This window comes from Enterococcus sp. AMC1623 (genome assembly GCF_058216495.1).
Genome location: NZ_CM177096.1, coordinates 2700642 through 2719935, shown reverse-complemented (window position 1 = coordinate 2719935; position 19294 = coordinate 2700642). Strand labels below are relative to the sequence as shown.

Genomic DNA, 19294 nt, shown 5'->3' with positions numbered 1-19294 from the left:
AGTCCACGAATGAAAAAATTACTTAAATACAGTACTATCCCACTTTTGTGCCTGTTACTTGTTATTGTTAGTTTGATTAGCTATCTTTCAATCAATGAATACCGCCCAGCAGCAATCGAACCCTTGATTCCAATAGTAGGCAAAGAAACGATTGATGAAAAACAATCGCTTTCAATTGTGACGTATAATATTGGTTATGGCGGGCTAAGCGCCACAGAAGACTTTTTTATGGATGGCGGAACCAATGTCCAACCACCCAATAAAAAATTTGTGCAAACTAATCTAGCAGCAATTGCCCAAACTTTACAACAGGCAAACGCTGATATTCATTTGTTACAAGAAGTGGACCGTCAATCTAAGCGTTCTTATTATATTGACGAAGAAAATTATTTCCAAGAAAAATTAAATACAGCTAGCGTCTTTGCCTATAATTTTTTGGTTGATTTTGTTCCTATTCCTGTACCACCAATTGGACGGGTTGCGAGTGGTTTAGCCACCTTCACGGATTATCAAATGACGCAAGCCAATCGAATTTCCTTGCCAGTACCTTTTAAATGGCCTATCCGCTTGTCTAACTTAAAACGAGCGTTATTAGAAACCCGTTTTCCAATTGCCGGCAGTGACAAAGAACTCGTCATCTTCAATTTACATTTGGAAGCTTACGATAGTGGCGAAGGAAGAATGGCGCAAAGTAAAAAACTTGCACAGCTCTTAGCAAAAGAATACGCAAAAGGAAATTATGTCATTGCAGGTGGGGATTTCAATCAAACATTCGACGGCAGTCACCAGTTTCCAACAGTTAGTAAAGACATTTGGCAAGCAGGCACCTTTGCCAAAAAAGACTTACCAGAACATTTTAGTTTTGCTTATGATGATACCTATCCGACTGTGCGCGTATTAAACGACGCGTATACAGGCGATTACGAAACTTCGCAAGTGTATGTTATTGATGGCTTTATTGTTTCAGATAATGTAAACGTTGAAGAAATCCAGACGCAAAATACAGATTTCAAAGCAACTGATCATCACTTGGTAAAACTGACAATCACCTTTTCTTAATGCAAAAAGAGGCTGTAATCACAGCCTCTTTTCATTTATAGTCTAAACCAATCAACGACGAATTGATTGCAGAATTTTAGCAATGATACCGGCAACTAATCCCCAAATCAAATTAGTCATAAGTACACTAATGATTGAATAGATGCTGAGAATCGGCCCTTGTACCTGCCCTAATAACATAGGCGATAACACGGCACTTAAAAGAATAGCTAACACCCCATATGTCACACCCGTTACCCCTAATGTGATAATTGGATCAGCGGTTTTTTGTGCAACCAACACCCAAATAACCGTAATTAAAATGGTTGTCCCTATGCTTACCAAGGGTTTACCTAACAATTCAGAAATGCCCACTATACTAAAAAATGGGCGAATTAGCGCCAAAGCGCCTAACCCCAAAATTAACGTCCAATTTTGTTTATTCATTTTCATCCACTCCTCTATAACAAAAGTGTACGAAAAAAATAGCAATGAAACATCGGTCGCACTATGGAAAAGCTTCTACATCTCTAGCAGGAATTATATAGGCATTTGCCAACGCTGGTCTTGCCAAACGACATCGATATCATCCACATGCACCTGCCAGTTTCCGGAAATTTGCTGACGAATTTCTGTTAAACAAGCAAGCCAATACGCCAAGGTTACTTCAATTAATTCATAGTCATCAACGAAAGGTAACTTGGTGGCACCTTCAAATATCGTGTCAGCGGTTGGATTTTCATAGACACAAAATGATTCGGCAAGCTCTTGCCGTTGGAAATTGGTATTGTATCGTTCAATAATCGCGGCACTAGTTGCTTGTTCTGTGACAGTTAACGGTTGTGCTCGTTTACACGTATAATAAATCGATACACTCATCTTTTTTCATCCTTTCCTTTATAAAATTTCAAGTAATTCAGATAATTGACTAACTGTATAATCGGAGTGAAATAGCTCGTTTTCTGGTTGATACTGTCCCAGACCTTGGCGCACCCGAATCGTGGTAAACCCTAATTTTTTGGCTGGAATAATATCATTGTCACAACGATCGCCGATGTATAGGCATTCCTGAGCAGAGACGTGCGCTTGCTGAAGAGCATAGGTAAAAATATCAGGGGAAGGTTTTTTCATGCCAATTTCAGCTGATGAAATAATCAAATCAAAATAATGCGCAATGTCATGGGCAACTAATCGCTCAACCAACCCTGTTCCTTGATTAGCAATAATTCCCAAATGATAGCGAGAGGCTAATTGTTCTAAAGTAGGAATCGTGTCTGGATATCGCTTTTCGCCGGTATACGACCACTCAGGTTTGGCTAATTCAGTATAACGTTCCCAAACCGTTTTAATTGGTTTTTTTCCTAATTTGGACGCTTGAATCATTTGACCGTAATATTCTTCAGGAGTAACGTGAATGCCCATCAATGCTAATTGTTGGGTGCATTGTGTGACGTGTTCCTCATAACAACGTGTTTCATCAATTAATGTAAAACCAACATCAAAAAATACCCATTTTTTCATACTATCAACCACCTTTCCCTGTTAGTGTACCATCCTTGCAAAAAAAAAGACGCTTCCTGTAAAAGGAAACGTAATTTTTTATTTAACAATCGGCACTCCAATATTTTCACGTAAGGTACTACCCGCATAGGCTTTGCGATAAATACCACGCTCTTGTAGAATTGGAATCACTTCATTGATAAAACGTTCAAATGAACCTGGAATATCACTCCCAATAATAAAACCATCAATTGCCTCTGCTTCAAACCAGCGTTGGATTTCATCTGCTACATCTGTGGGTGTTCCGATGAAATTTGGTCGTGGTACAGCTTGTTCTAGCGCAACCTGACGCAAAGTTTGATTGTTGTCTTTCGCGCGTTGCTTAATATAATCCGTTGTACTACGGAAGGCATTTTTTCCGATGTCGCCTAATTCAGGGAACGGCGCATCCAAATCATACGAACTAAAATCGTAATCGTCAAAATAACGTGCTAGGTAACGAACAGCATTTTCGATTGGAATCAAACTAGCAAATTCTTGATATTTCGCTTCTGCCTCTTCTAATGAATCGGCAACCAACGGATTAATTCCTGGATAAATTTTTACATAATCTGGATTTTTACCCGCAGCTTGTGCACGTTTTTTTACATCATCATAAAAAGCTTTGGTTTCTTCTAACGAGCTACTATGGGTAAAAATTGCCTCGGCATTCCCTGCAGCAAACGCTCGGCCATTTTCTGAAGAACCCGCTTGAAAAATTAACGGCTCACCTTGCTTTGAGCGACTAATGTTCAACGGACCGGCTACTTGGTAATAATCGCCTTCATAATTTAAGCGATGTAATTTACTTGGATCAAAGTATTCACCCGTTTCTTTATTTCGTGGAAACGCATCGGCTTCCCATGAACGCCATAACCCACGAACCACATCTAAATGTTCTTGGGCGATTTTATAGCGCTCGTCGTGTGGTGGTAATTCTCGATTATTGTAATTTTTAGCAACGCCTGCTTGAGGTGAAGTCACCAAATTCCAGCCAGCACGACCGTTACTTAAATGATCCAAAGACATTAGTTGGCGTGCCAACGTAAACGGATCAGTATACGTAGAAGAAAAAGTTCCGACTAAACCGATATTTTCCGTAATCGCAGCTAACGAAGATAATAACGTAATCGGTTCAAAGCGATTTAAAAAATGCGGAATTGATTTTTCTGATATGTACAATCCATCCGCAATAAATACAAAATCAAATAACCCTTTCTCAGCTAATTTAGTTCGTGCTTTATAAAAATCAAAATTAGTACTAGCCGTTTCATCGACTTCTGGATGGCGCCAGCCGTCTGTTGTACCGCCAACGCCATGCAGAATACTGCCAAAATGAATTGTTCTTTTACTCATACCCTACACCCCAATCTCTGCTTCACGTAAACCATTGACAACATGCTCTAAACCAAGGTCAGTAATCCCTCGGTAAACGTGACTACCCGCTGAAGCAACCTCAACTACAGGAACATAGCGAATGCCGTATTTCGCAAACAAAATATCACGAAAATTATCTTGTTGTGTCACATCAATTACTTGATATGCTAATTTTTTTTCTTGGAAAAAGTCTTTGATTTCTTGGCAATAATGGCAACCATCTTTTGCCCATAAAATAATCGATGCTTCTTGATTTGTTTGCGTCATTTTCTTACTCTCCTTTTAATTCATTCGCTAAAGCTTGAATGATTTCATGTTTTTTATCATAAGGTACACCTGGCGTATGAATCACAAAATGCTCGGTGTTAAAACGTTCTGAAAAATCTAGTAAATCTGCTTTGACTTGTGCCGCGCTACCTACAAAAGCTCCGACTTGTCGCTGAATCACTTGCGCTTCTTCTGCTTGATGTTGCTGAGCATATTCCTCAGCTGTTGCTTGATCAGCAAAATTAAGACGTTTCCCTGTATTAAAAACAACCGTATACGAAGCTTGCTTTTCTAGATACTCGGCAGCTTCTGTTTCATCCTCGGTAATATAGACCACTACCGCAATTTTAAACGTTTCTTTTGCTTGGTATGCTTGGCGAGTTTTAGCCAAAGCCTCTTCGTCAGCATTGCCAAAGTATGGATAAATAAGACCTGCTTGTTCTTGCGTGGCCAGTTCAGCACTTTCTTGACTTCCACCTAATAATTCGATGGCTAGTTTTTCTTGAATTTGGGGTTCCAACGTGTATTCGGGTGTTGCATAAGGATGTCCTTCAGGAAAATCATTGCGGATAAAATGTGCTAGTTCAGCAAACTTCTCTTCAAAACTAGGTGCTGGTTTGATAAAGTCTCGTTGTAAAACCTCCACAGCTTCGTCTTTGCCTCCTTGGGCTTTACCTATACCTAAGACCACCCGTTCAGGCGCTAGATGATGCAACACACTAAAAGACTCTGCCACTTTAAAAGGAACATAATGCTGCAACATAATACCTGCTGCGCCGACTTTAATTTTTTTAGTGCTCGCTAAGAGATAGCCAATCAAAACTTCTGGTGACGCACCAGCTAGCTCTTTAATCAAATGATGTTCTGAAACAAAAAACGTATCAAAACCGAGGGCATCCGCTTTTTGCGCAAAAGCTACTGTCTTGGCTAAGGTCGATGTCGCCGTTTCCCCTTCATAAACGATACTTTGATCCAACAAACTTAATTTTATCCACATTTCTTTCCCTCCTTTAATGGTAAACGGCAGTCCTTGCTAAAAAGTTTTTTGTCCGTTGTTCTTTTGTATAATCAAATACTTCTTGCGGTGTTCCTTGTTCAACAATCACACCATTTTCCATAAAAATGACCCTATCGGCAATTTCATAAGCGAATTGCATCTCATGCGTAACAATCACTAACGTACTGCCTTCGTTCGCTACTTGTTTGATGACATCCAGTGTTTCGCCAACTAATTCTGGATCAAGTGCCGAAGTTGGTTCATCAAATAAGATTACTTCTGGATTTAAAGCCAAGGCGCGGGCAATTCCCACACGCTGTTGTTGTCCACCTGATAATTCATGCGGATAATGATTTTCTTTCCCTGCTAAACCCACTTTTTCTAGCAATGCTTTGCCTTTTTCAGTTGCTTCTTTTTTAGGTGTTTTACGAGCAATCACTAGCCCTTCAATCACATTTTCTAAAGCAGTCCGATTAAAAAATAAAGCATACTGCTGAAAAACCATGGCTGTTTTTTTGCGAATAGCTAAAATTTGTTTTTTCGTTGCTTGTTTAAAATCAGCGGTAGTCTCACCAATTTGAAGTGTGCCTTGGTCAGCACGTTCTAAAAAATTCAAGCATCGTAAAAAGGTCGTTTTACCTGAACCACTGGGACCAATAATCACGACCACCTCACCTGCTTCAATCGTAAGGTCGACCCCTTTCAGAATTTCATTTTGTCCAAATTTTTTATGAATATTTTGTATCTTAATCATACGAAAGTCCCCCTTACAAATTTGCGTGCGTAGTGGCGTTCAAAAAATCCTGATAGCTGTTCAATAAGTATCGATAAGCCCCAATAAATCAGTGCTGCTGCGATATATGATTCTAAAAAAGTATAGCTAGTGGTTGAAGTAATTAGTGCGCCATTTAAAACATCGACGACCGATACTAGAGAAACCAATGCGGATGCTTTAATTAAGACAATTAATTGACTACAAATCATCGGTAGCACAATCGGAACCATTTGGGGTAAGACTACCCGACGAATCGTTTGAACTTGCGTGAGCCCAATCGATGCGGCTGCGTCCCATTGATCTTGAGGAATACTTGTTAAAGCCCCACGAAAAATTTCTGACAAACCGATACTTGCGTACAAGCTCAGGACAAACATTGCGATATATTCCCGATTAATGTCTTTAAATTGTAGTGACCAACCAAGTGCTTGAGAAATACTGTCAAACGCATCGGAAAAAACTAAATACGCCACAATTAAGCTCAACACAATCGGAATCCCTTTACCTACCGTAATTATTCCAGAGAAAATTTTCGCTAAAATAGGCAGACGGTAAAATCGAATTAAAGCGATAATCAATCCCACTGCTGTTCCAATCAATAAAGGAACCAGTGCCAGACGTAGCGTGACCGGAATATAAGGAATTGCTGCTTTAAAAGCTGTGATGATCGCATTAATATCTATTTTCATTTCCTTCTACCTACTTTCTTTATTTTGTATAGTCGTCACCAAAAATATCAATCGATAGTTGTGACAAGGTTCCTTCATCAATTAATTCTTCTAACGCACCATCTACAGCTTGTTGTAACTCTTCATCGCCTTTTTGGAAGATGAAAAAGATCCCCGCACTCTTAAGTGCTTTATTCGATGCTTGCAAGTTAGCATTAAATTGTTCATTGTATTTATTGGTATCGAATTTCGTTAAAATTGCTGCATCGGCTGTGCCATTTTGCAAACCTTTAACCAATACCTCACTAGCTGCTTCGTTATAAATAATCTCAATCGCTTGATTGTGCTCTTTGTTATACGTTTCTAAAATATAGGCTACTTCACTGCCTGGTGAAGCAAACACCTTTTTCCCTTCTAAATCAGCCAGTGATTCGTAAGCTGCACCAGTACTTTCATCATTGACAATGTGATGAGCATACGTATTATACGCAACCTCGCCATAAAGATATTTTTCTCCTCGTTCATCATTGTACGCATAATTATGTGCAGCCAAACGAACTTTATTTGCAGAAAGCGAAGTTAAAATATTTTTAAAATCCATCGATTCAAATTCAAAGGCATACTGAGGTAATTTTTCATCGACCGCTTTTAACACCTCGACATCATAGCCTTGCAACTCATTATTTTCATCTAAATATACAAATGGTTGATAGACATTTCCTGTACCAACAATAACCGTTTCAGCATCTTCATCTGCTCCTGTTTTTTCTGATGAATCTGCCTTATTTCCACATGCCCCTAAAAAGAGTGCTCCGACAATTCCTAATGAGATCAACCACTTTTGTTTTTTCATTCTATGCCTCCTCAGTAATTATTATTTCGTATAGTCATCTCCTAAAATATCAATGGATAATTTCGATAAGGTTCCTTCATCAATTAATTCTTGCAACGCACCATCTACCGCTTCTTTTAATTCTTCATCGCCTTTTTCATATAAGAAATATGTTTTAGAAACATTGATAGGCTCTCCAGAAATCTGTAAATCGGCATTAAATTGTTCGTTGTATTTATTGGTATCATATTTCGTTAAAACGGCCGCATCTGCTGTACCGTTTTGTAACCCTTTTACAAACACTTCACTGGAAGCTTCATTATAGATAATCTCAATTTTATCGTCATGCTCCTTATTATATTTTTCAAGTAAATACGCGACATTACCCCCTGGTGAAGCAAATACTTTTTTACCAACTAAATCATCTAGTGATTGATAGGTGGCGTTTTGTCCTCCATCATGCACAATGTACAAGGTATAATCGGTATAACCAACTTCACCATAGAGGTAGTTTGCAGCACGTTCATCATTGTATTCATATTGATGTGCTGCTAAACGAACCTTTCCAGCTGAAAGTGAGGTTAAAATATTTTTGAAGTCCATTGATTCGTATTCAAAATTATATTGATCGAGTTTTTCATCAATCGCTTTTAAAATCTCAACATCGTAGCCTTGCAATTCATTATTTTCATCTAAATATACAAATGGTTGATAAACATTTCCTGTCCCCACAACGATTGTTTCTGCATCGGGATTTTTTGAAGTTTCTGTTGCATCTGATTGATTCCCACAAGCACTTAAAAGTAGTGCTCCAACAATTCCAAATGAAACAACCCATTTATTAGTTATTTTTTTCATAATTTTCTCCTTTTCAACGAACAACTTTCGGTAATTTTTTTTCTTGTTTAACTTGTTTAATTAGTGGCTGAAACGTTACAATTGGTTTGGATTGCGTTACTTTTTTGGATTGAAATTGATAACGTCGGCCTAACCAAGCAAAGAGTTGTTCAAGAATAATACTTAAAACGACAAAGATAATTGCCGCAATGAAATATCCTTCTAATGAATGATAGGTTAACGCACCTAACGCCCGAACTTTCCCAATTACATCAATGACACCCAATGAGAAGGCTAATGAAGTGTCTTGTAATAAGTTAACAATCATCGTTCCCGTTGCAGGTAATGCAATACGAACCGCTTGCGGTAAAATAATTCGCCAATACGTTTGAATTTTCGTCAATCCCACCGATGCCGCTGCTTCTTTTTGTGAAACTGGCACGCTTAAAATCGATGAACGAAAAATCTCTGAGAAAAAAGCCGCAGTATTTAATCCATACGTAATATATACGTAGTCAATTTTGTTCAAATTAGCTAAACTTGGGAACAGAATCGGCAAGCCATAAAAGACTAAAAACAGTTGCACTAAAATCGGCGTTCCTCGAATAAATGAAACAAATACACGACTAATTTGTGAGAGAACTGGTACCTTTTCAATTCGAAGAAACGCGATGAGCAACCCTAGCAACATGCCAATCATCGAAGCAACCACCACAATGAGTAAGGTTATAGGTAGCGCTGATAAAATTTTTGGAAAAAATGAAACTACATATTCCCATTTAAAAAAGTCTGACATCACGTTCTCCTCCTTAATGCGTAACTACTTCAGGTATTCGTAAAATATTTTCGTCAAATTTTTCAGGGATTAATACTTTATAAAGAGCCACACCTGTATCATCTTCATCTTCACGCGTTGTTAAAATTTGATAACCATTTCTTAGATACATATCTAACAACCACGGATGCTTTCTACCCGATGTCCCAATCACATAAGCCGGTGCTTTCAAAATTTTGACTAAAAATTCTTCTTCAACTTGTTTGATAAACTTTTTGCCAATGCCTTGTCCTTTTAATTCATCTGCCGTAGCAAACCACCAAAGAAAGGGATAATTGGAAATCGGTGTTTCATTTTCCCACGGTTGGCGAACAGTGATGGTAGAAATTAAACGACCTTCGCGCTCTAACACAAGTGCAATACCAGTTTCAATATTTTCAATGACGCTTTCTAAAGTGGCGTTAGTGGACGGCCAATCAATGCCATAATCTTTCACTTCTTGAAAGGATTCTTGAATCAATTCTAAAAAAGCCGGTGCATCTTCTTTGGTAGCAATTCTTAAACGATCTTTTCCCATCGTGGTTCCTCCTTTAGCTGTTTTGCTTCAATCCGAGTATAAAATTGTTCTAATTGTTGATTGATACGTTGTTTAACCACATCACTAACTAGAAAACCATTAATATCATCTTTTGTGACTTGCTCTTGGACAACATAGGTTGATTGCAAGAGCTCTTCTGTTCCTAATTCTTTTAAAACTGGTTCTAAGGCGTATTGTAACGCCAACAAATGATGATGCGACCCTCCCAGCCCTAATGCGTAAACGACTTTATTTGCTAATGCTTTTTGTGGCAATACGTCTAAATAGGTTTTCAAAATTCCTGAATAACTGCCTTTAAAAATTGGAGTAAAAACTAAAACACCCTCACTAGCTGCAATTTTTTCGTTATATGATTGAAGAGTGCTATCCATGACATCAGCAGTCAATAACGCTTGATGCGGCAACATGTTTACTTGAATCACCTGCGTTTGTATTTTATAGTCAAACAATACTTTTTGCGTATATTCTACCAAGCCATTTAATCTAGAAGACATTGAATTGGCACCGACAATGAGTGTAACTTTCGTCATGTTTATCCCTCTTTCCTGATTGTTTAGTGAAATTTGTTTCTAAACTATAAGGGATAAAAAACACAGTTACAAATAAAAAAAAGTAATCTAACGTATCAAAAAAACTAATGAATGAAAAAACATTCATGTGTAAAAACAACAAAAAAGCTTGATAAATCAAGCTTTCAAACAACTACGTTCTTTTTATTTTCACCTTTATTTTTAAAATCCAACGTCCTCTTTCACGTGATATAAAAAAACTATATACCTAAAACAATAAGATTGTTGATTACACAAACTCTCTTTATACTGTAGAAAATACACTAGAAAGAGGGCAATTTATGGACATACGAGAAATCCAGACATTTGCAGTTATCGTTAAAACCGGCAGTTTCCAAAAAGCTGCTGAAATTTTACAATATTCACAACCAACTATCTCTATGCGCATCAAACAATTAGAAGCCGAACTAAAAATCCCCTTATTCGAACGGGGCAAAACGTTACAATTAACCCCTGCTGGTACTCTTTTTTATGAAAAAGCCCAAGCACTTCTAGCACAATATGACGCATTGGATCAGTTGGCGGAACAATTACATAACGAAACGCCACGTTCTTTAGTTTTAGGTATTTCAGATCCGACTGCTAGCTTAATTATGCCGCAAGTCATCAAGTCATTTAATGCTGCACATCCAACCGTTACGATTCATGTACAAGTGGCTGATGCCAACGCTTGTAGTCAAGCACTCCAAGATGGCATCATTGATTTTGCTATCTGTGGCGCACCCAATTTAATGTTGGACCATTATTATGAACCTTTTTTCTATGACGACTTAAATTTATTGGTTTCAGAACAGCATCCACTTGCTCATCGAAAAGTGGTGTCGTTAAAAGAATTAAAAAATGAAACCTTCTTATTTACACCAGAAAACTGCCCGATTCGGATTCAAATCGAGCAGTATTTACGTCGCAGTATTGGCGATCAATATAAAAAAATGGAAGTAACGACTAGCTTGTCACACAAATATTATGTCCGTGAAAATTTGGGCGTTTCGATTTTTACTGCCACAGCGCATTCAGAAGTATTTAGTGGAACGAAAGTCATTCCCATCAAAAACTTGCCGATTCATCCACCAATTGGTTTATTGACGCCTTCAAATAAAACTGACTATGATAGCATTACCTTATCAATGATTCAACGGATTATCGAAGCATTTGAAAACCGTGGACAAGACTTACACTATCCAAAAATCTTGCGTAACCACACAAAATAAAGGACCTTATGTTATCATAAAAGAAAACGTTAAAGGTTGTGTGCTTATGAAACAGCGTTCACGTATTTTATTTGTCAGTTATTTTATTGTCATGCTCGTATTGCCAGCATTCTTAGGAACTTTTTTATCCATTGAGTGGTTTTCAGTTGGCTCCTCTCTTTTTTTATTAGTATTCGCTTTACTATTATTTGGAAAACAATTGCGTTTAGACTTTCAGCGCTTCACGCAACAAGTGCATCTGGGAAAATTTTTACTTTCTTGTATCGGTTATTTTCTATTGCTAGGTCTTATTCGTACGATCACCTATTTCATTTTGGATCTTTTTATGGATACTAATCAAATTGGCCAAAATCAGGAAATGTTAAATGAACTATCACAAAATATTCCGATGATTGCTACGTTCTTAGTTATAGCTATCTATGCCCCCATCGTCGAAGAACTTGTTTTTCGGCAAGCAATTATGGGATATGTCGATAAAAACAATCGGCCAAAAGTGATTTTTTTAACCATTCTTTCTGTGGCTATTTTCACCTTATTACACACATTACAAGTGGTTGACATCTTTTTATACCTTCCACTTTCACTACTATTAACTTGGCTTTATTGGAAATACGACCGCAATATTATTGCTTCAATTATTTTTCATTTTGTGAATAATACTATTGCAGTCATTACGATGCTGCTATTTCTATAAAAAAAGAGCGACTCGCTACACGCAAGGGTGGCGACCCCTAAAAGTTAGAGTTTTTATTATGCAGCTGATTGGCTGGATTGAATTCGGTATTCGACCGGACTCAGTCCAGCCAATTTTACTTTTGATCGTACGTGGTTATACCAGTAGATGTATTCTTTAATTCGTCGTTTTAATTCTTCATAACTGACTAGTTTCTCTCCATAATACATTTCTTGTTTTAATATGCCAAAGAAATTCTCCATCGAAGCATTGTCTGCACACGTTGCTTTACGTGACATACTCTGGAATACATTGTTTTTATTTAATGTTTTTACCCATTTATTATGTTGGTAATGCCAACCTTGATCCGAATGGATAGTTGTACGGTAGGTTGCGTGATTCTTTATTATCTCTATTGTTTCATTTAGTGGCTCCATGACTAAATCTAATGTTGGGCGTTTCTTAATTCCAAACGCAATCACTTCTCCATTATATAGGTCAAGAATAGGGTTTAAATACAACTTTTCTTCCCCTAGACATTTGAATTCCGTAATGTCAGTTACTAGTTTCTGAAATGGGATAGGTGTACTAAACCGACGTGACAATCGATTCTTCACTATTTTTCCAGTAGTTCCTTTATATGAATTGTATTTACGGGATTTTCGCATGAATTTTACACACTTTAATCCTAGCTCTCGCATAATGCGATACACCTTTTTATGATTAATACAGTATCCTAATTTCTTTAACTCGTCTGTAATCCGTTTATATCCATAACGTTCATAAAACGCCTTAAATAGGTGAGTAATGCGTTCTTTTAGTTCGATATCCAGATCTTCTTTTCCGAAGTTCTTGACATGATAGTGATAGGTTGCTTCGGGAATTCCCACAACTAGGATAATATCCTTTAATCGGAACCCTTCTTCTTTAAGTTCGAATGCCCATTTTGCTTGCGCTTTTCGAGTAAGACATTCGGATTTTCCCGAAAAGCTCTCAGCTTTTTTAAATAGGCAATTTCTAATCTCAGTAGTTCATTCTCTCGTTCTAACTCCGTTTCACGTGTGAACTTGTTTTCTTCCTTTTTCGTTTGTTTATTTAGTTTCTTAGTCATAGAAGGTCGCTCCTTTGATTTTGGTTTCAAGCCTTCTATCCCTTGAGAATTAAAATCTTTCATCCAACGATAAATTAATGAAGGATTATTTAATCCGAATTGTTCAGTCGTTTCCTGATAAGAAGCACCTGTGTCTAACATAAATTGTATCGTATTTAATTTAAATTGAACAGGATATACTTCCTTCCTTTTTCTTCGTTTTAATCCCTCCATCCCTTGTGTTTTATAAGCTCTTACCCAATTTTGTAATGGTGTTGCAGAAGGCATATTGTATTTCTTCGCCAATAATTTATAACCAATATTTCCATCCAAATACTCCGTAACAAGCTTTATTTTAAATTCTTCACTATATTTAGCCATAAAAATACCCCCGAAAGTTAGATTTATTACTCTAACTTTCGGGGGTCGGTACCAAGTCGCTCTTTTTGTTAATAACAATCCCAATTGTAAAGAACATTGGTAAAATTTCGATTGGCTAAATCTTCTTTCGAAATAAAGAAATTACCTATACCCGAGTCGCCCCACATAATCCCAATCTCATCCGTGTCTAACTGGAACAATAATTCAGTATGTGTGACATTTTCAGCGTAGTTACGGGGGTCTTCTTGTGTGAAGAACGGATAGCCTCCCATTAGTGCCCCAGCAATTGCGAGATTCTCATAAATGGCATCGCTCACATCATCGGCAGCATCGCCAAAGTGCGTTTCCATATACTTATAAAAATGCGTGCCATATACTTTTTCAAAAGAATAACTATCTGTCACTAAATAGCGAGGTTCGATTGTCCCAAGCATTTGAAATTCACCATTCACTACACGATAGTCATCTTCTTTAGGGAATTCTGCAAAAATGTCATCCATTTCTTCTCTGGTATAACTTTTTTTTATGATGTCTTCAAAATAAACAACTCTAAACCCCGTATTATTGGTCGGGTTATCAAAATCCAATCCCATCAGATCATCGAATAAATCAATATAAAATGCTAAAATTCCCTTTTTCGGATATTCTGCTAAGTGCGGCATTTCTTCAAAATTGATTTGGGCTAATAAAGATAACGGTTGACCTGCTAAATTTGTTGGATAAGCCAACTCTTTTGGAAAATAACCCACACCACCTGCTTTACTCGTTGTTAAAGATAACGGTCCCGCATTTTTAAAAGAAAAAGCCAACGCAGCTACTTCTGTTTGTTGCATCGCCTGATATATGTCATCATTTGGAAATAGTTCTCTTAATGATTTCATGTTAACACCTCGCTTTTCTTTCATTGTAACGAGGAAGTTTTTATTTAGCAAACAAAAACGGGAACCGACACGCTGGCGGTTCCCTCACCTTTATTATACTACACTTTGGTCGACAATTATAGACTGGTTCTTTCACCGAAAATAGCATAAGATAGACTTCCAAATAACAATCGGAGGTACGTTTATGACAACTGATAATGTGTTAGATCGTGGACCCTTTTTGCATGGGACAAAAGCTGTCTTGCAACTAGGTGATTGCCTTAAACCGCAACATCATTCCAACTATGAAGTCGGACGAATTTCTAATTATATCTATTTTACAGGTACTTTAGAAGCTGCCAAATGGGGCGCGGAATTGGCCATTGGTTCTGGAAAAGAACGAATCTATTTAGTGGAACCTTTAGGTGAATTTGAAAATGATCCCAATCTAACTGACAAACGTTTTCCTGGGAACCCCACACGCTCTTACCGCTCGAAAGAACCATTAAAAATCATTGGAGAACTGGCAACATGGGAACGCCATACTGATGAAATGATTGCTCAAACAAAAGCTCATTTAAAACAAATGCAAGCTGACGGTACAGCTGAAATTATTGATTAAAAAAGAAGAATTCTTCTTTTTTAATCAATTTTTCTGTTTGCGTCTTTCAATCAAATGAATTTTCTCAATTCTACGTAAATGACGTTCATCCATCGAACATTCTGTCTTCAACCAAGTATCCACAATCATCAGTGCCAAGCCTTCACCGATTACGCGTTGCCCTAGGCACAAAACATTGGCATGATTGTGTTCTTTGGTGGCTTGTGCGGAAAAGACATCGCCAACCACCGCAGCACGGACACCTGCTATTTTGTTGGCGGTAATGCTAACGCCAATCCCTGTTCCACAAATTAAAATCCCACTGTCTACTTCATTCTTAGCCACTTTTTCGGCGACCATTTCGGCAAAATCTGGATAATCTCCAGATTCTAATAGCTTATGTGTGCCGACATCAATGACTTCAATGTTGTGTTCTTTTAAAAAGACAACAATTGCTTTTTTCAGTTCAAAGCCACCGTGATCATTTCCAATTGCGATTTTCATTTTCTTATTCCTTTCTTTTAATAGCCATTTTCTTCAAGTAAGGTAATGATGTCTTGGGCTTCCGTTTGTTTCGATAATGCTTGAAGTAAGGTAGTATTTTGAATTAACTCCATTAATTGTTGCAGCATCGCTAATTGCTGATGCGGTTGATTCAAGCCTAAGATAAAGATGAAATCAGCGCCTACAGATAAATTAATGTCGTCCATCCGTTGAAAAGTAACTGGCTTTTTAGGAACGACCAAGGAAATAAACTCTTCTACAATACATTCCGGATCTGTATGAGGAATTGCAATCCCAAAGGAACCTTGGTGCAAACCTGTTGGAAAAACCTGTTCACGCTCAATAATTTTCTGTAAGAATTGTTCCGTCACCCAACCTTTTTCAAGCGTTTGTTCCGTTACTTTAGTAAACACAAATTCGCGGTTTTCAAATTCATCACCTAATAAAATCGGTGCATTCTTTAAATAATCTGTTACTTTTTCTGCCATTTTTTTACCCCCAATAGTTGATTCGATAGGAATGTAGAATTTTATAGGCTTGTGCTGCCGTCTGACATTCTACTAATTTTGAAATATAATCGTCTCTTCCGGATAAATCCATTAATTCTAAGAGCGCATCTATATGCTTTTCTTTATCATTGGAAGCTAATAATACGACAATATGTATCCGTTCACCTGTCTCAGTAACAAGTCCTTCTTTAAAGATACCAAAACTCATAGCTACTCCCAGCGCGCCTTTTTCTGGTTCAGTATGTGGCAAGGCCAATCGATTGCGAAAAACCATATACGGCGGTATCTCTGCCATCTCTTGTTTTAATGCCGTTAAATACTGTGGTGTGATTATTTTTTCAGAAATGAGTGGTTGACTTAACGCGTCTAGCGCTTCATGCCAAGTCACCTGATTTTCTTCAATTAATATACTTTTAGATGGAATTAACTGGTCGAAATGAATCACGCGGTCTTTGATTTTTTCATTTTTTGCCACATTTTCTTTTAACACATTTAAAACATCTAAAAATAACGCTTCTTCATCTAATACTTTGGTATTTTTTTTAACTTTTTTGACAATTTTTTCAGCTAAAGCAAAATCATCCATTCCAACTAACGTATCATTCATTACTTGCTTTCTAAGCTGTAATTTACCCTCATCGGTTAGAAAATCCTTCACTAAATAAAACCGTTTGTCCGTTTCTAAAGGTACCGAAGAAAAAACATATTCTGCTTCAATATTTTTCTCATAAAATTCTCTAGCCGATAGCGTGGCGATAAAATCAATTTCGGGGAAAAGCCCCGTCAAATTTCTTTCTAGCATCAATGAAACCGAAATGCCATTCGTACAAACAATGATGGCCGTTTTGCGTTCTTCCTTTGCAAGCACACTCTCATGTTCTAATAAATGCCCACCAAAAAACAAAGCCAAATAAAAGATTTCCGTTTCTGGTAACTGTTTTGAAAAAAATTGTTCCAATGGTTCTAAGGATTGTTTCACTAAATAAAACACCGAAGAAACACCCATATTTTTTTGTCGTTCGATGTCCACTTCATTTAAGTGCATTTGATATTTAATCCGATAATAAGCTGGACGCATGTGTATCATCACTCGCTGTAGCAACTCTTCTTTATCTACAATGGTTACATGGGCTGTTTTCTCAAAGTTTTGAATGACCTTTGTGACAGCTAATTCTAGTTGCCGCAACTCCTTAGCAGATAAAATGTCGATTTGCGTCAAATTCGTTGATAGAAATAATAACGTAAAGTAAATCACATCATTAAAATCAGCTGTAGCAAGCGCACCATCAAAAAATATTTCTTTGATGACATTGTATTCTTGTGTTTCTTGTAATTCTGAGAAATCTAATTCGACATCGTAACGAATCGTTTTTTTGCGTTTCACACGTCGATGCAACAACAAAGTGAACACCGGTAAATTTTTGATATTGTTATCGGAGTAGCGAATATTTAGAGATTGTTCAACAGCTTCGACTTTCGCTTGATAGTTGGCTAAACTCGCTTCATTAATATCCGCAAATTGGAGCAACAATGTGCCATCTGTATCAAACAAATAAATTTGATTAATTGTTTCCAATAACAACTGTCGACGTTGCCATTCAGTTGCTTTAATACGATAGCCTTTTGAGCGTAAATATTCTAATTTAAACCCTTGTTTAGCTAAGAGTGCACCTAACTCTTTTAAATCTCTAACTACGGTATTTTTACTCACATTTAGTTCAACAATAAAATGATTCATTGATAAAAAATCAGTTTTTGATAATAACATCAATGTGATTAAATGCATCCGTTCCTCTGGTGCCAAATAAATATCAATTTGTTTACGCTGATGCAAATCATTAAACTGCTCGTTAACTGTTCGCGGAACAACAAAGTGGCCATTGGGCGTTCGATGAATTGCTTCTAATTGTAAATCGGCTAAATATTCGTTCAGTTTTTTAAACGAATAGTTTATTTGCGCCCGTGTTAAACCCAAGCGTTTGCCTAATGTTCCACTTGTTTCATTAGGATGATTCAATATCTCCATAAATAATTCATTTGTTCGTACGTCTAATTCCATGATATACCTCTTTTTACCCTTATCTTTAAAGAGTAGACAGCGGACGAATCACGCTGCCTATCTCCTCAATTAAAAGTCATTGGACTTAATCATCACTTTAATTTCATCCCCAGACATGACACTTTCAAATGCTTTGCGCCAATCTGCTAACACAAATTCTTTGGTAATCATTTCATCAATATGAATAGAACCTTTTGCAAGTAAATGCAATGCTACTGGCCAATCATAGGGATTTTGAGAACGGCTACCTACGTAGTTAATTTCTCTTTGGATAATTGTTTCTAAATCTAATTCATTCATTTTATTTTTGAACAAACCTACTTGAATGAACTCGCCGCCTTTTCGAATTAACGGTAACGCATAATTAATGGCACCTACCGCACCAGAAGCATCGTAAATTTTATCTACACCTAACTCATCGGTTTCTTGTAAAACAACTTCTTTTAAGTCTTCTTTTTCTGTATTTACAATCACATCAGCACCCATTTTTTGTGCTAACGCCAACCGATGTTCATCTCTGGTAATGCCTGTCACAATAACTTTAGAACCAATTTCTTTTGCAATTTGAACTAAATACAAACCAATCGGACCAGGACCAATAATTAAAATCGTATCATGTAAATCCAAATGACTTTTTTGATACATGGCGTGGACGCAACATGCTAACGGTTCAGTCATTGCGGCACCCTTATAGCTTAAAGAGTCCGGTAACTTATGCGCATATTTTTCCTTTACTAATAAATAATTAGCCATTGAGCCATTTTGTTGTGTACCGATACCTTTGCGGTGGGGGCATAAATTATATTGCTCTTTTGCGCAATATTCACATTCATTGCATACATAAAAAGTCGTTTGACTCGTCACTCGATCATTTGGGACAAATTTTGTCACGTCTGCTCCCACTTCCACCACTTGACCAGAAAATTCATGTCCTAAAATCACCGGTGTTGTAGGATTGTTATATTCGCCTTTAAATGTGTGTATATCTGAACCACAAATCCCTGTATAAGCAACTTTCACTAATAATTCATCCGCTGCAGGAGACGGAATATCTACTTCTAAGAGTGCCATTTGATCGTATCCAGGTGCCGTTTTAGTTACACCTAACATTTTATCCGTTGTCATTGTTTTCAG

24 protein-coding genes are annotated in these 19294 nt (G+C 37.2%); 4 read left to right on the top strand and 20 right to left on the bottom strand.

Annotation, left to right across the window (positions count from 1 at the left end; genetic code table 11):
• Positions 1-9: 9 nt before the first annotated feature.
• Positions 10-1059 (top strand): endonuclease/exonuclease/phosphatase family protein, encoded by a 1050-nt coding sequence (locus AC4BC7_RS13195; protein ID WP_490503063.1) that lies wholly within the window; start codon positions 10-12, stop codon positions 1057-1059.
• Positions 1060-1110: 51 nt separating this feature from the next.
• Here the strand turns inward: AC4BC7_RS13195 and AC4BC7_RS13190 are convergent, their stop codons facing one another.
• From AC4BC7_RS13190 to AC4BC7_RS13130, 13 genes are all read right to left on the bottom strand, one after another.
• A complete protein-coding gene (locus AC4BC7_RS13190) occupies positions 1111-1485 on the bottom strand; it encodes a hypothetical protein (RefSeq protein WP_490503062.1) in 375 nt (124 codons plus the stop codon).
• Between the two features lie 93 nt (positions 1486-1578).
• The gene (locus AC4BC7_RS13185) at positions 1579-1917 is read right to left on the bottom strand and encodes a hypothetical protein (RefSeq protein ID WP_490503061.1); all 339 of its coding nucleotides are present in this window, start codon (positions 1915-1917) and stop codon (positions 1579-1581) included.
• 18 nt (positions 1918-1935) lie between these two features.
• Positions 1936-2559, bottom strand: coding sequence for an HAD family hydrolase (locus AC4BC7_RS13180; protein ID WP_490503060.1), 624 nt, complete (start codon positions 2557-2559; stop codon positions 1936-1938).
• A gap of 78 nt (positions 2560-2637) precedes the next feature.
• Positions 2638-3933, bottom strand: a complete 1296-nt coding sequence (locus AC4BC7_RS13175; RefSeq protein WP_207942276.1) for an LLM class flavin-dependent oxidoreductase — start codon at positions 3931-3933, stop codon at positions 2638-2640.
• Positions 3934-3936: 3 nt separating this feature from the next.
• Complete coding sequence (locus AC4BC7_RS13170) at positions 3937-4221, bottom strand: glutaredoxin family protein (RefSeq protein ID WP_207942277.1); 285 nt, start codon at positions 4219-4221, stop codon at positions 3937-3939.
• 4 nt (positions 4222-4225) lie between these two features.
• A complete protein-coding gene (locus AC4BC7_RS13165; protein ID WP_490503059.1) occupies positions 4226-5218 on the bottom strand; it encodes an MsnO8 family LLM class oxidoreductase in 993 nt (330 codons plus the stop codon).
• A gap of 13 nt (positions 5219-5231) precedes the next feature.
• Positions 5232-5972, bottom strand: coding sequence for an amino acid ABC transporter ATP-binding protein (locus AC4BC7_RS13160; protein WP_207942279.1), 741 nt, complete (start codon positions 5970-5972; stop codon positions 5232-5234).
• Positions 5969-6682, bottom strand: coding sequence for an ABC transporter permease subunit (locus AC4BC7_RS13155; protein WP_490503058.1), 714 nt, complete (start codon positions 6680-6682; stop codon positions 5969-5971). The genes AC4BC7_RS13160 and AC4BC7_RS13155 overlap by 4 nt, the downstream gene beginning before the upstream one ends.
• Positions 6683-6701: 19 nt before the next feature.
• Positions 6702-7514, bottom strand: coding sequence for a transporter substrate-binding domain-containing protein (locus AC4BC7_RS13150; protein WP_490503057.1), 813 nt, complete (start codon positions 7512-7514; stop codon positions 6702-6704).
• A 21-nt stretch (positions 7515-7535) separates the two neighbouring features.
• Positions 7536-8351 (bottom strand): transporter substrate-binding domain-containing protein, encoded by an 816-nt coding sequence (locus AC4BC7_RS13145; RefSeq protein ID WP_207942282.1) that lies wholly within the window; start codon positions 8349-8351, stop codon positions 7536-7538.
• Between the two features lie 13 nt (positions 8352-8364).
• Positions 8365-9126 (bottom strand): amino acid ABC transporter permease, encoded by a 762-nt coding sequence (locus AC4BC7_RS13140; RefSeq protein WP_207942283.1) that lies wholly within the window; start codon positions 9124-9126, stop codon positions 8365-8367.
• A gap of 13 nt (positions 9127-9139) precedes the next feature.
• On the bottom strand, positions 9140-9682 hold the full coding sequence (locus tag AC4BC7_RS13135) for a GNAT family N-acetyltransferase (protein WP_207942284.1): 543 nt from the start codon (positions 9680-9682) through the stop codon (positions 9140-9142).
• Positions 9664-10233, bottom strand: coding sequence for an NAD(P)H-dependent oxidoreductase (locus tag AC4BC7_RS13130; protein WP_490503056.1), 570 nt, complete (start codon positions 10231-10233; stop codon positions 9664-9666). The genes AC4BC7_RS13135 and AC4BC7_RS13130 overlap by 19 nt, the downstream gene beginning before the upstream one ends.
• A gap of 320 nt (positions 10234-10553) precedes the next feature.
• On the opposite strand from AC4BC7_RS13130, the gene AC4BC7_RS13125 reads away from it, so the two are divergent.
• Positions 10554-11483 (top strand): LysR family transcriptional regulator, encoded by a 930-nt coding sequence (locus tag AC4BC7_RS13125; protein WP_490503055.1) that lies wholly within the window; start codon positions 10554-10556, stop codon positions 11481-11483.
• A 46-nt stretch (positions 11484-11529) separates the two neighbouring features.
• Positions 11530-12177, top strand: a complete 648-nt coding sequence (locus AC4BC7_RS13120; protein WP_490503054.1) for a CPBP family intramembrane glutamic endopeptidase — start codon at positions 11530-11532, stop codon at positions 12175-12177.
• A gap of 56 nt (positions 12178-12233) precedes the next feature.
• On the opposite strand, the gene AC4BC7_RS13115 is transcribed toward AC4BC7_RS13120, so the two are convergent.
• The 3 genes from AC4BC7_RS13115 to AC4BC7_RS13105 form a co-directional block, all read right to left on the bottom strand.
• Positions 12234-13178, bottom strand: coding sequence for an IS3 family transposase (locus AC4BC7_RS13115; protein WP_490504395.1), 945 nt, complete (start codon positions 13176-13178; stop codon positions 12234-12236).
• Complete coding sequence (locus tag AC4BC7_RS13110) at positions 13064-13627, bottom strand: helix-turn-helix domain-containing protein (RefSeq protein WP_311055572.1); 564 nt, start codon at positions 13625-13627, stop codon at positions 13064-13066. The genes AC4BC7_RS13115 and AC4BC7_RS13110 overlap by 115 nt, the downstream gene beginning before the upstream one ends.
• 68 nt (positions 13628-13695) lie before the next feature.
• Positions 13696-14508 (bottom strand): YwqG family protein, encoded by an 813-nt coding sequence (locus tag AC4BC7_RS13105; RefSeq protein WP_490503053.1) that lies wholly within the window; start codon positions 14506-14508, stop codon positions 13696-13698.
• 184 nt (positions 14509-14692) lie between these two features.
• On the opposite strand from AC4BC7_RS13105, the gene arr reads away from it, so the two are divergent.
• On the top strand, positions 14693-15109 hold the full coding sequence (gene arr / locus AC4BC7_RS13100) for an NAD(+)--rifampin ADP-ribosyltransferase (protein WP_207942288.1): 417 nt from the start codon (positions 14693-14695) through the stop codon (positions 15107-15109).
• 24 nt (positions 15110-15133) lie between these two features.
• Here the strand turns inward: arr and rpiB are convergent, their stop codons facing one another.
• From rpiB to AC4BC7_RS13080, 4 genes are all read right to left on the bottom strand, one after another.
• The gene (gene rpiB / locus AC4BC7_RS13095; RefSeq protein ID WP_490503052.1) at positions 15134-15592 is read right to left on the bottom strand and encodes a ribose 5-phosphate isomerase B; all 459 of its coding nucleotides are present in this window, start codon (positions 15590-15592) and stop codon (positions 15134-15136) included.
• Positions 15593-15609: 17 nt separating this feature from the next.
• Positions 15610-16080, bottom strand: coding sequence for a PTS sugar transporter subunit IIA (locus AC4BC7_RS13090; protein ID WP_207942290.1), 471 nt, complete (start codon positions 16078-16080; stop codon positions 15610-15612).
• 4 nt (positions 16081-16084) lie between these two features.
• Positions 16085-18160: a BglG family transcription antiterminator gene (locus AC4BC7_RS13085; protein ID WP_490503051.1), complete on the bottom strand. Its 2076-nt coding sequence runs from the start codon at positions 18158-18160 to the stop codon at positions 16085-16087.
• 69 nt (positions 18161-18229) lie between these two features.
• Positions 18230-19285: a zinc-binding dehydrogenase gene (locus AC4BC7_RS13080; RefSeq protein WP_016176373.1), complete on the bottom strand. Its 1056-nt coding sequence runs from the start codon at positions 19283-19285 to the stop codon at positions 18230-18232.
• Positions 19286-19294 lie beyond the last annotated feature (9 nt).

Bases quoted from the DNA above. Each gene is read 5' to 3' on its own strand.
- AC4BC7_RS13180 (WP_490503060.1), bottom strand. From the start codon at position 2,559: ATGAAAAAATGGGTATTTTTTGATGTTGGTTTTACATTAATTGATGAA.
- AC4BC7_RS13185 (WP_490503061.1), bottom strand. From the start codon at position 1,917: ATGAGTGTATCGATTTATTATACGTGTAAACGAGCACAACCGTTAACT.
- AC4BC7_RS13170 (WP_207942277.1), bottom strand. From the start codon at position 4,221: ATGACGCAAACAAATCAAGAAGCATCGATTATTTTATGGGCAAAAGAT.
- AC4BC7_RS13105 (WP_490503053.1), bottom strand. From the start codon at position 14,508: ATGAAATCATTAAGAGAACTATTTCCAAATGATGACATATATCAGGCG.
- AC4BC7_RS13195 (WP_490503063.1), top strand. From the start codon at position 10: ATGAAAAAATTACTTAAATACAGTACTATCCCACTTTTGTGCCTGTTA.
- AC4BC7_RS13150 (WP_490503057.1), bottom strand. From the start codon at position 7,514: ATGAAAAAACAAAAGTGGTTGATCTCATTAGGAATTGTCGGAGCACTC.
- AC4BC7_RS13080 (WP_016176373.1), bottom strand. From the start codon at position 19,285: ATGACAACGGATAAAATGTTAGGTGTAACTAAAACGGCACCTGGATAC.
- AC4BC7_RS13090 (WP_207942290.1), bottom strand. From the start codon at position 16,080: ATGGCAGAAAAAGTAACAGATTATTTAAAGAATGCACCGATTTTATTA.
- rpiB (WP_490503052.1), bottom strand. From the start codon at position 15,592: ATGAAAATCGCAATTGGAAATGATCACGGTGGCTTTGAACTGAAAAAA.
- AC4BC7_RS13155 (WP_490503058.1), bottom strand. From the start codon at position 6,682: ATGAAAATAGATATTAATGCGATCATCACAGCTTTTAAAGCAGCAATT.
- AC4BC7_RS13135 (WP_207942284.1), bottom strand. From the start codon at position 9,682: ATGGGAAAAGATCGTTTAAGAATTGCTACCAAAGAAGATGCACCGGCT.
- AC4BC7_RS13110 (WP_311055572.1), bottom strand. From the start codon at position 13,627: ATGGCTAAATATAGTGAAGAATTTAAAATAAAGCTTGTTACGGAGTAT.
- arr (WP_207942288.1), top strand. From the start codon at position 14,693: ATGACAACTGATAATGTGTTAGATCGTGGACCCTTTTTGCATGGGACA.
- AC4BC7_RS13145 (WP_207942282.1), bottom strand. From the start codon at position 8,351: ATGAAAAAAATAACTAATAAATGGGTTGTTTCATTTGGAATTGTTGGA.
- AC4BC7_RS13165 (WP_490503059.1), bottom strand. From the start codon at position 5,218: ATGTGGATAAAATTAAGTTTGTTGGATCAAAGTATCGTTTATGAAGGG.
- AC4BC7_RS13085 (WP_490503051.1), bottom strand. From the start codon at position 18,160: ATGGAATTAGACGTACGAACAAATGAATTATTTATGGAGATATTGAAT.
- AC4BC7_RS13130 (WP_490503056.1), bottom strand. From the start codon at position 10,233: ATGACGAAAGTTACACTCATTGTCGGTGCCAATTCAATGTCTTCTAGA.
- AC4BC7_RS13190 (WP_490503062.1), bottom strand. From the start codon at position 1,485: ATGAATAAACAAAATTGGACGTTAATTTTGGGGTTAGGCGCTTTGGCG.
- AC4BC7_RS13160 (WP_207942279.1), bottom strand. From the start codon at position 5,972: ATGATTAAGATACAAAATATTCATAAAAAATTTGGACAAAATGAAATT.
- AC4BC7_RS13120 (WP_490503054.1), top strand. From the start codon at position 11,530: ATGAAACAGCGTTCACGTATTTTATTTGTCAGTTATTTTATTGTCATG.
- AC4BC7_RS13175 (WP_207942276.1), bottom strand. From the start codon at position 3,933: ATGAGTAAAAGAACAATTCATTTTGGCAGTATTCTGCATGGCGTTGGC.
- AC4BC7_RS13125 (WP_490503055.1), top strand. From the start codon at position 10,554: ATGGACATACGAGAAATCCAGACATTTGCAGTTATCGTTAAAACCGGC.
- AC4BC7_RS13140 (WP_207942283.1), bottom strand. From the start codon at position 9,126: ATGTCAGACTTTTTTAAATGGGAATATGTAGTTTCATTTTTTCCAAAA.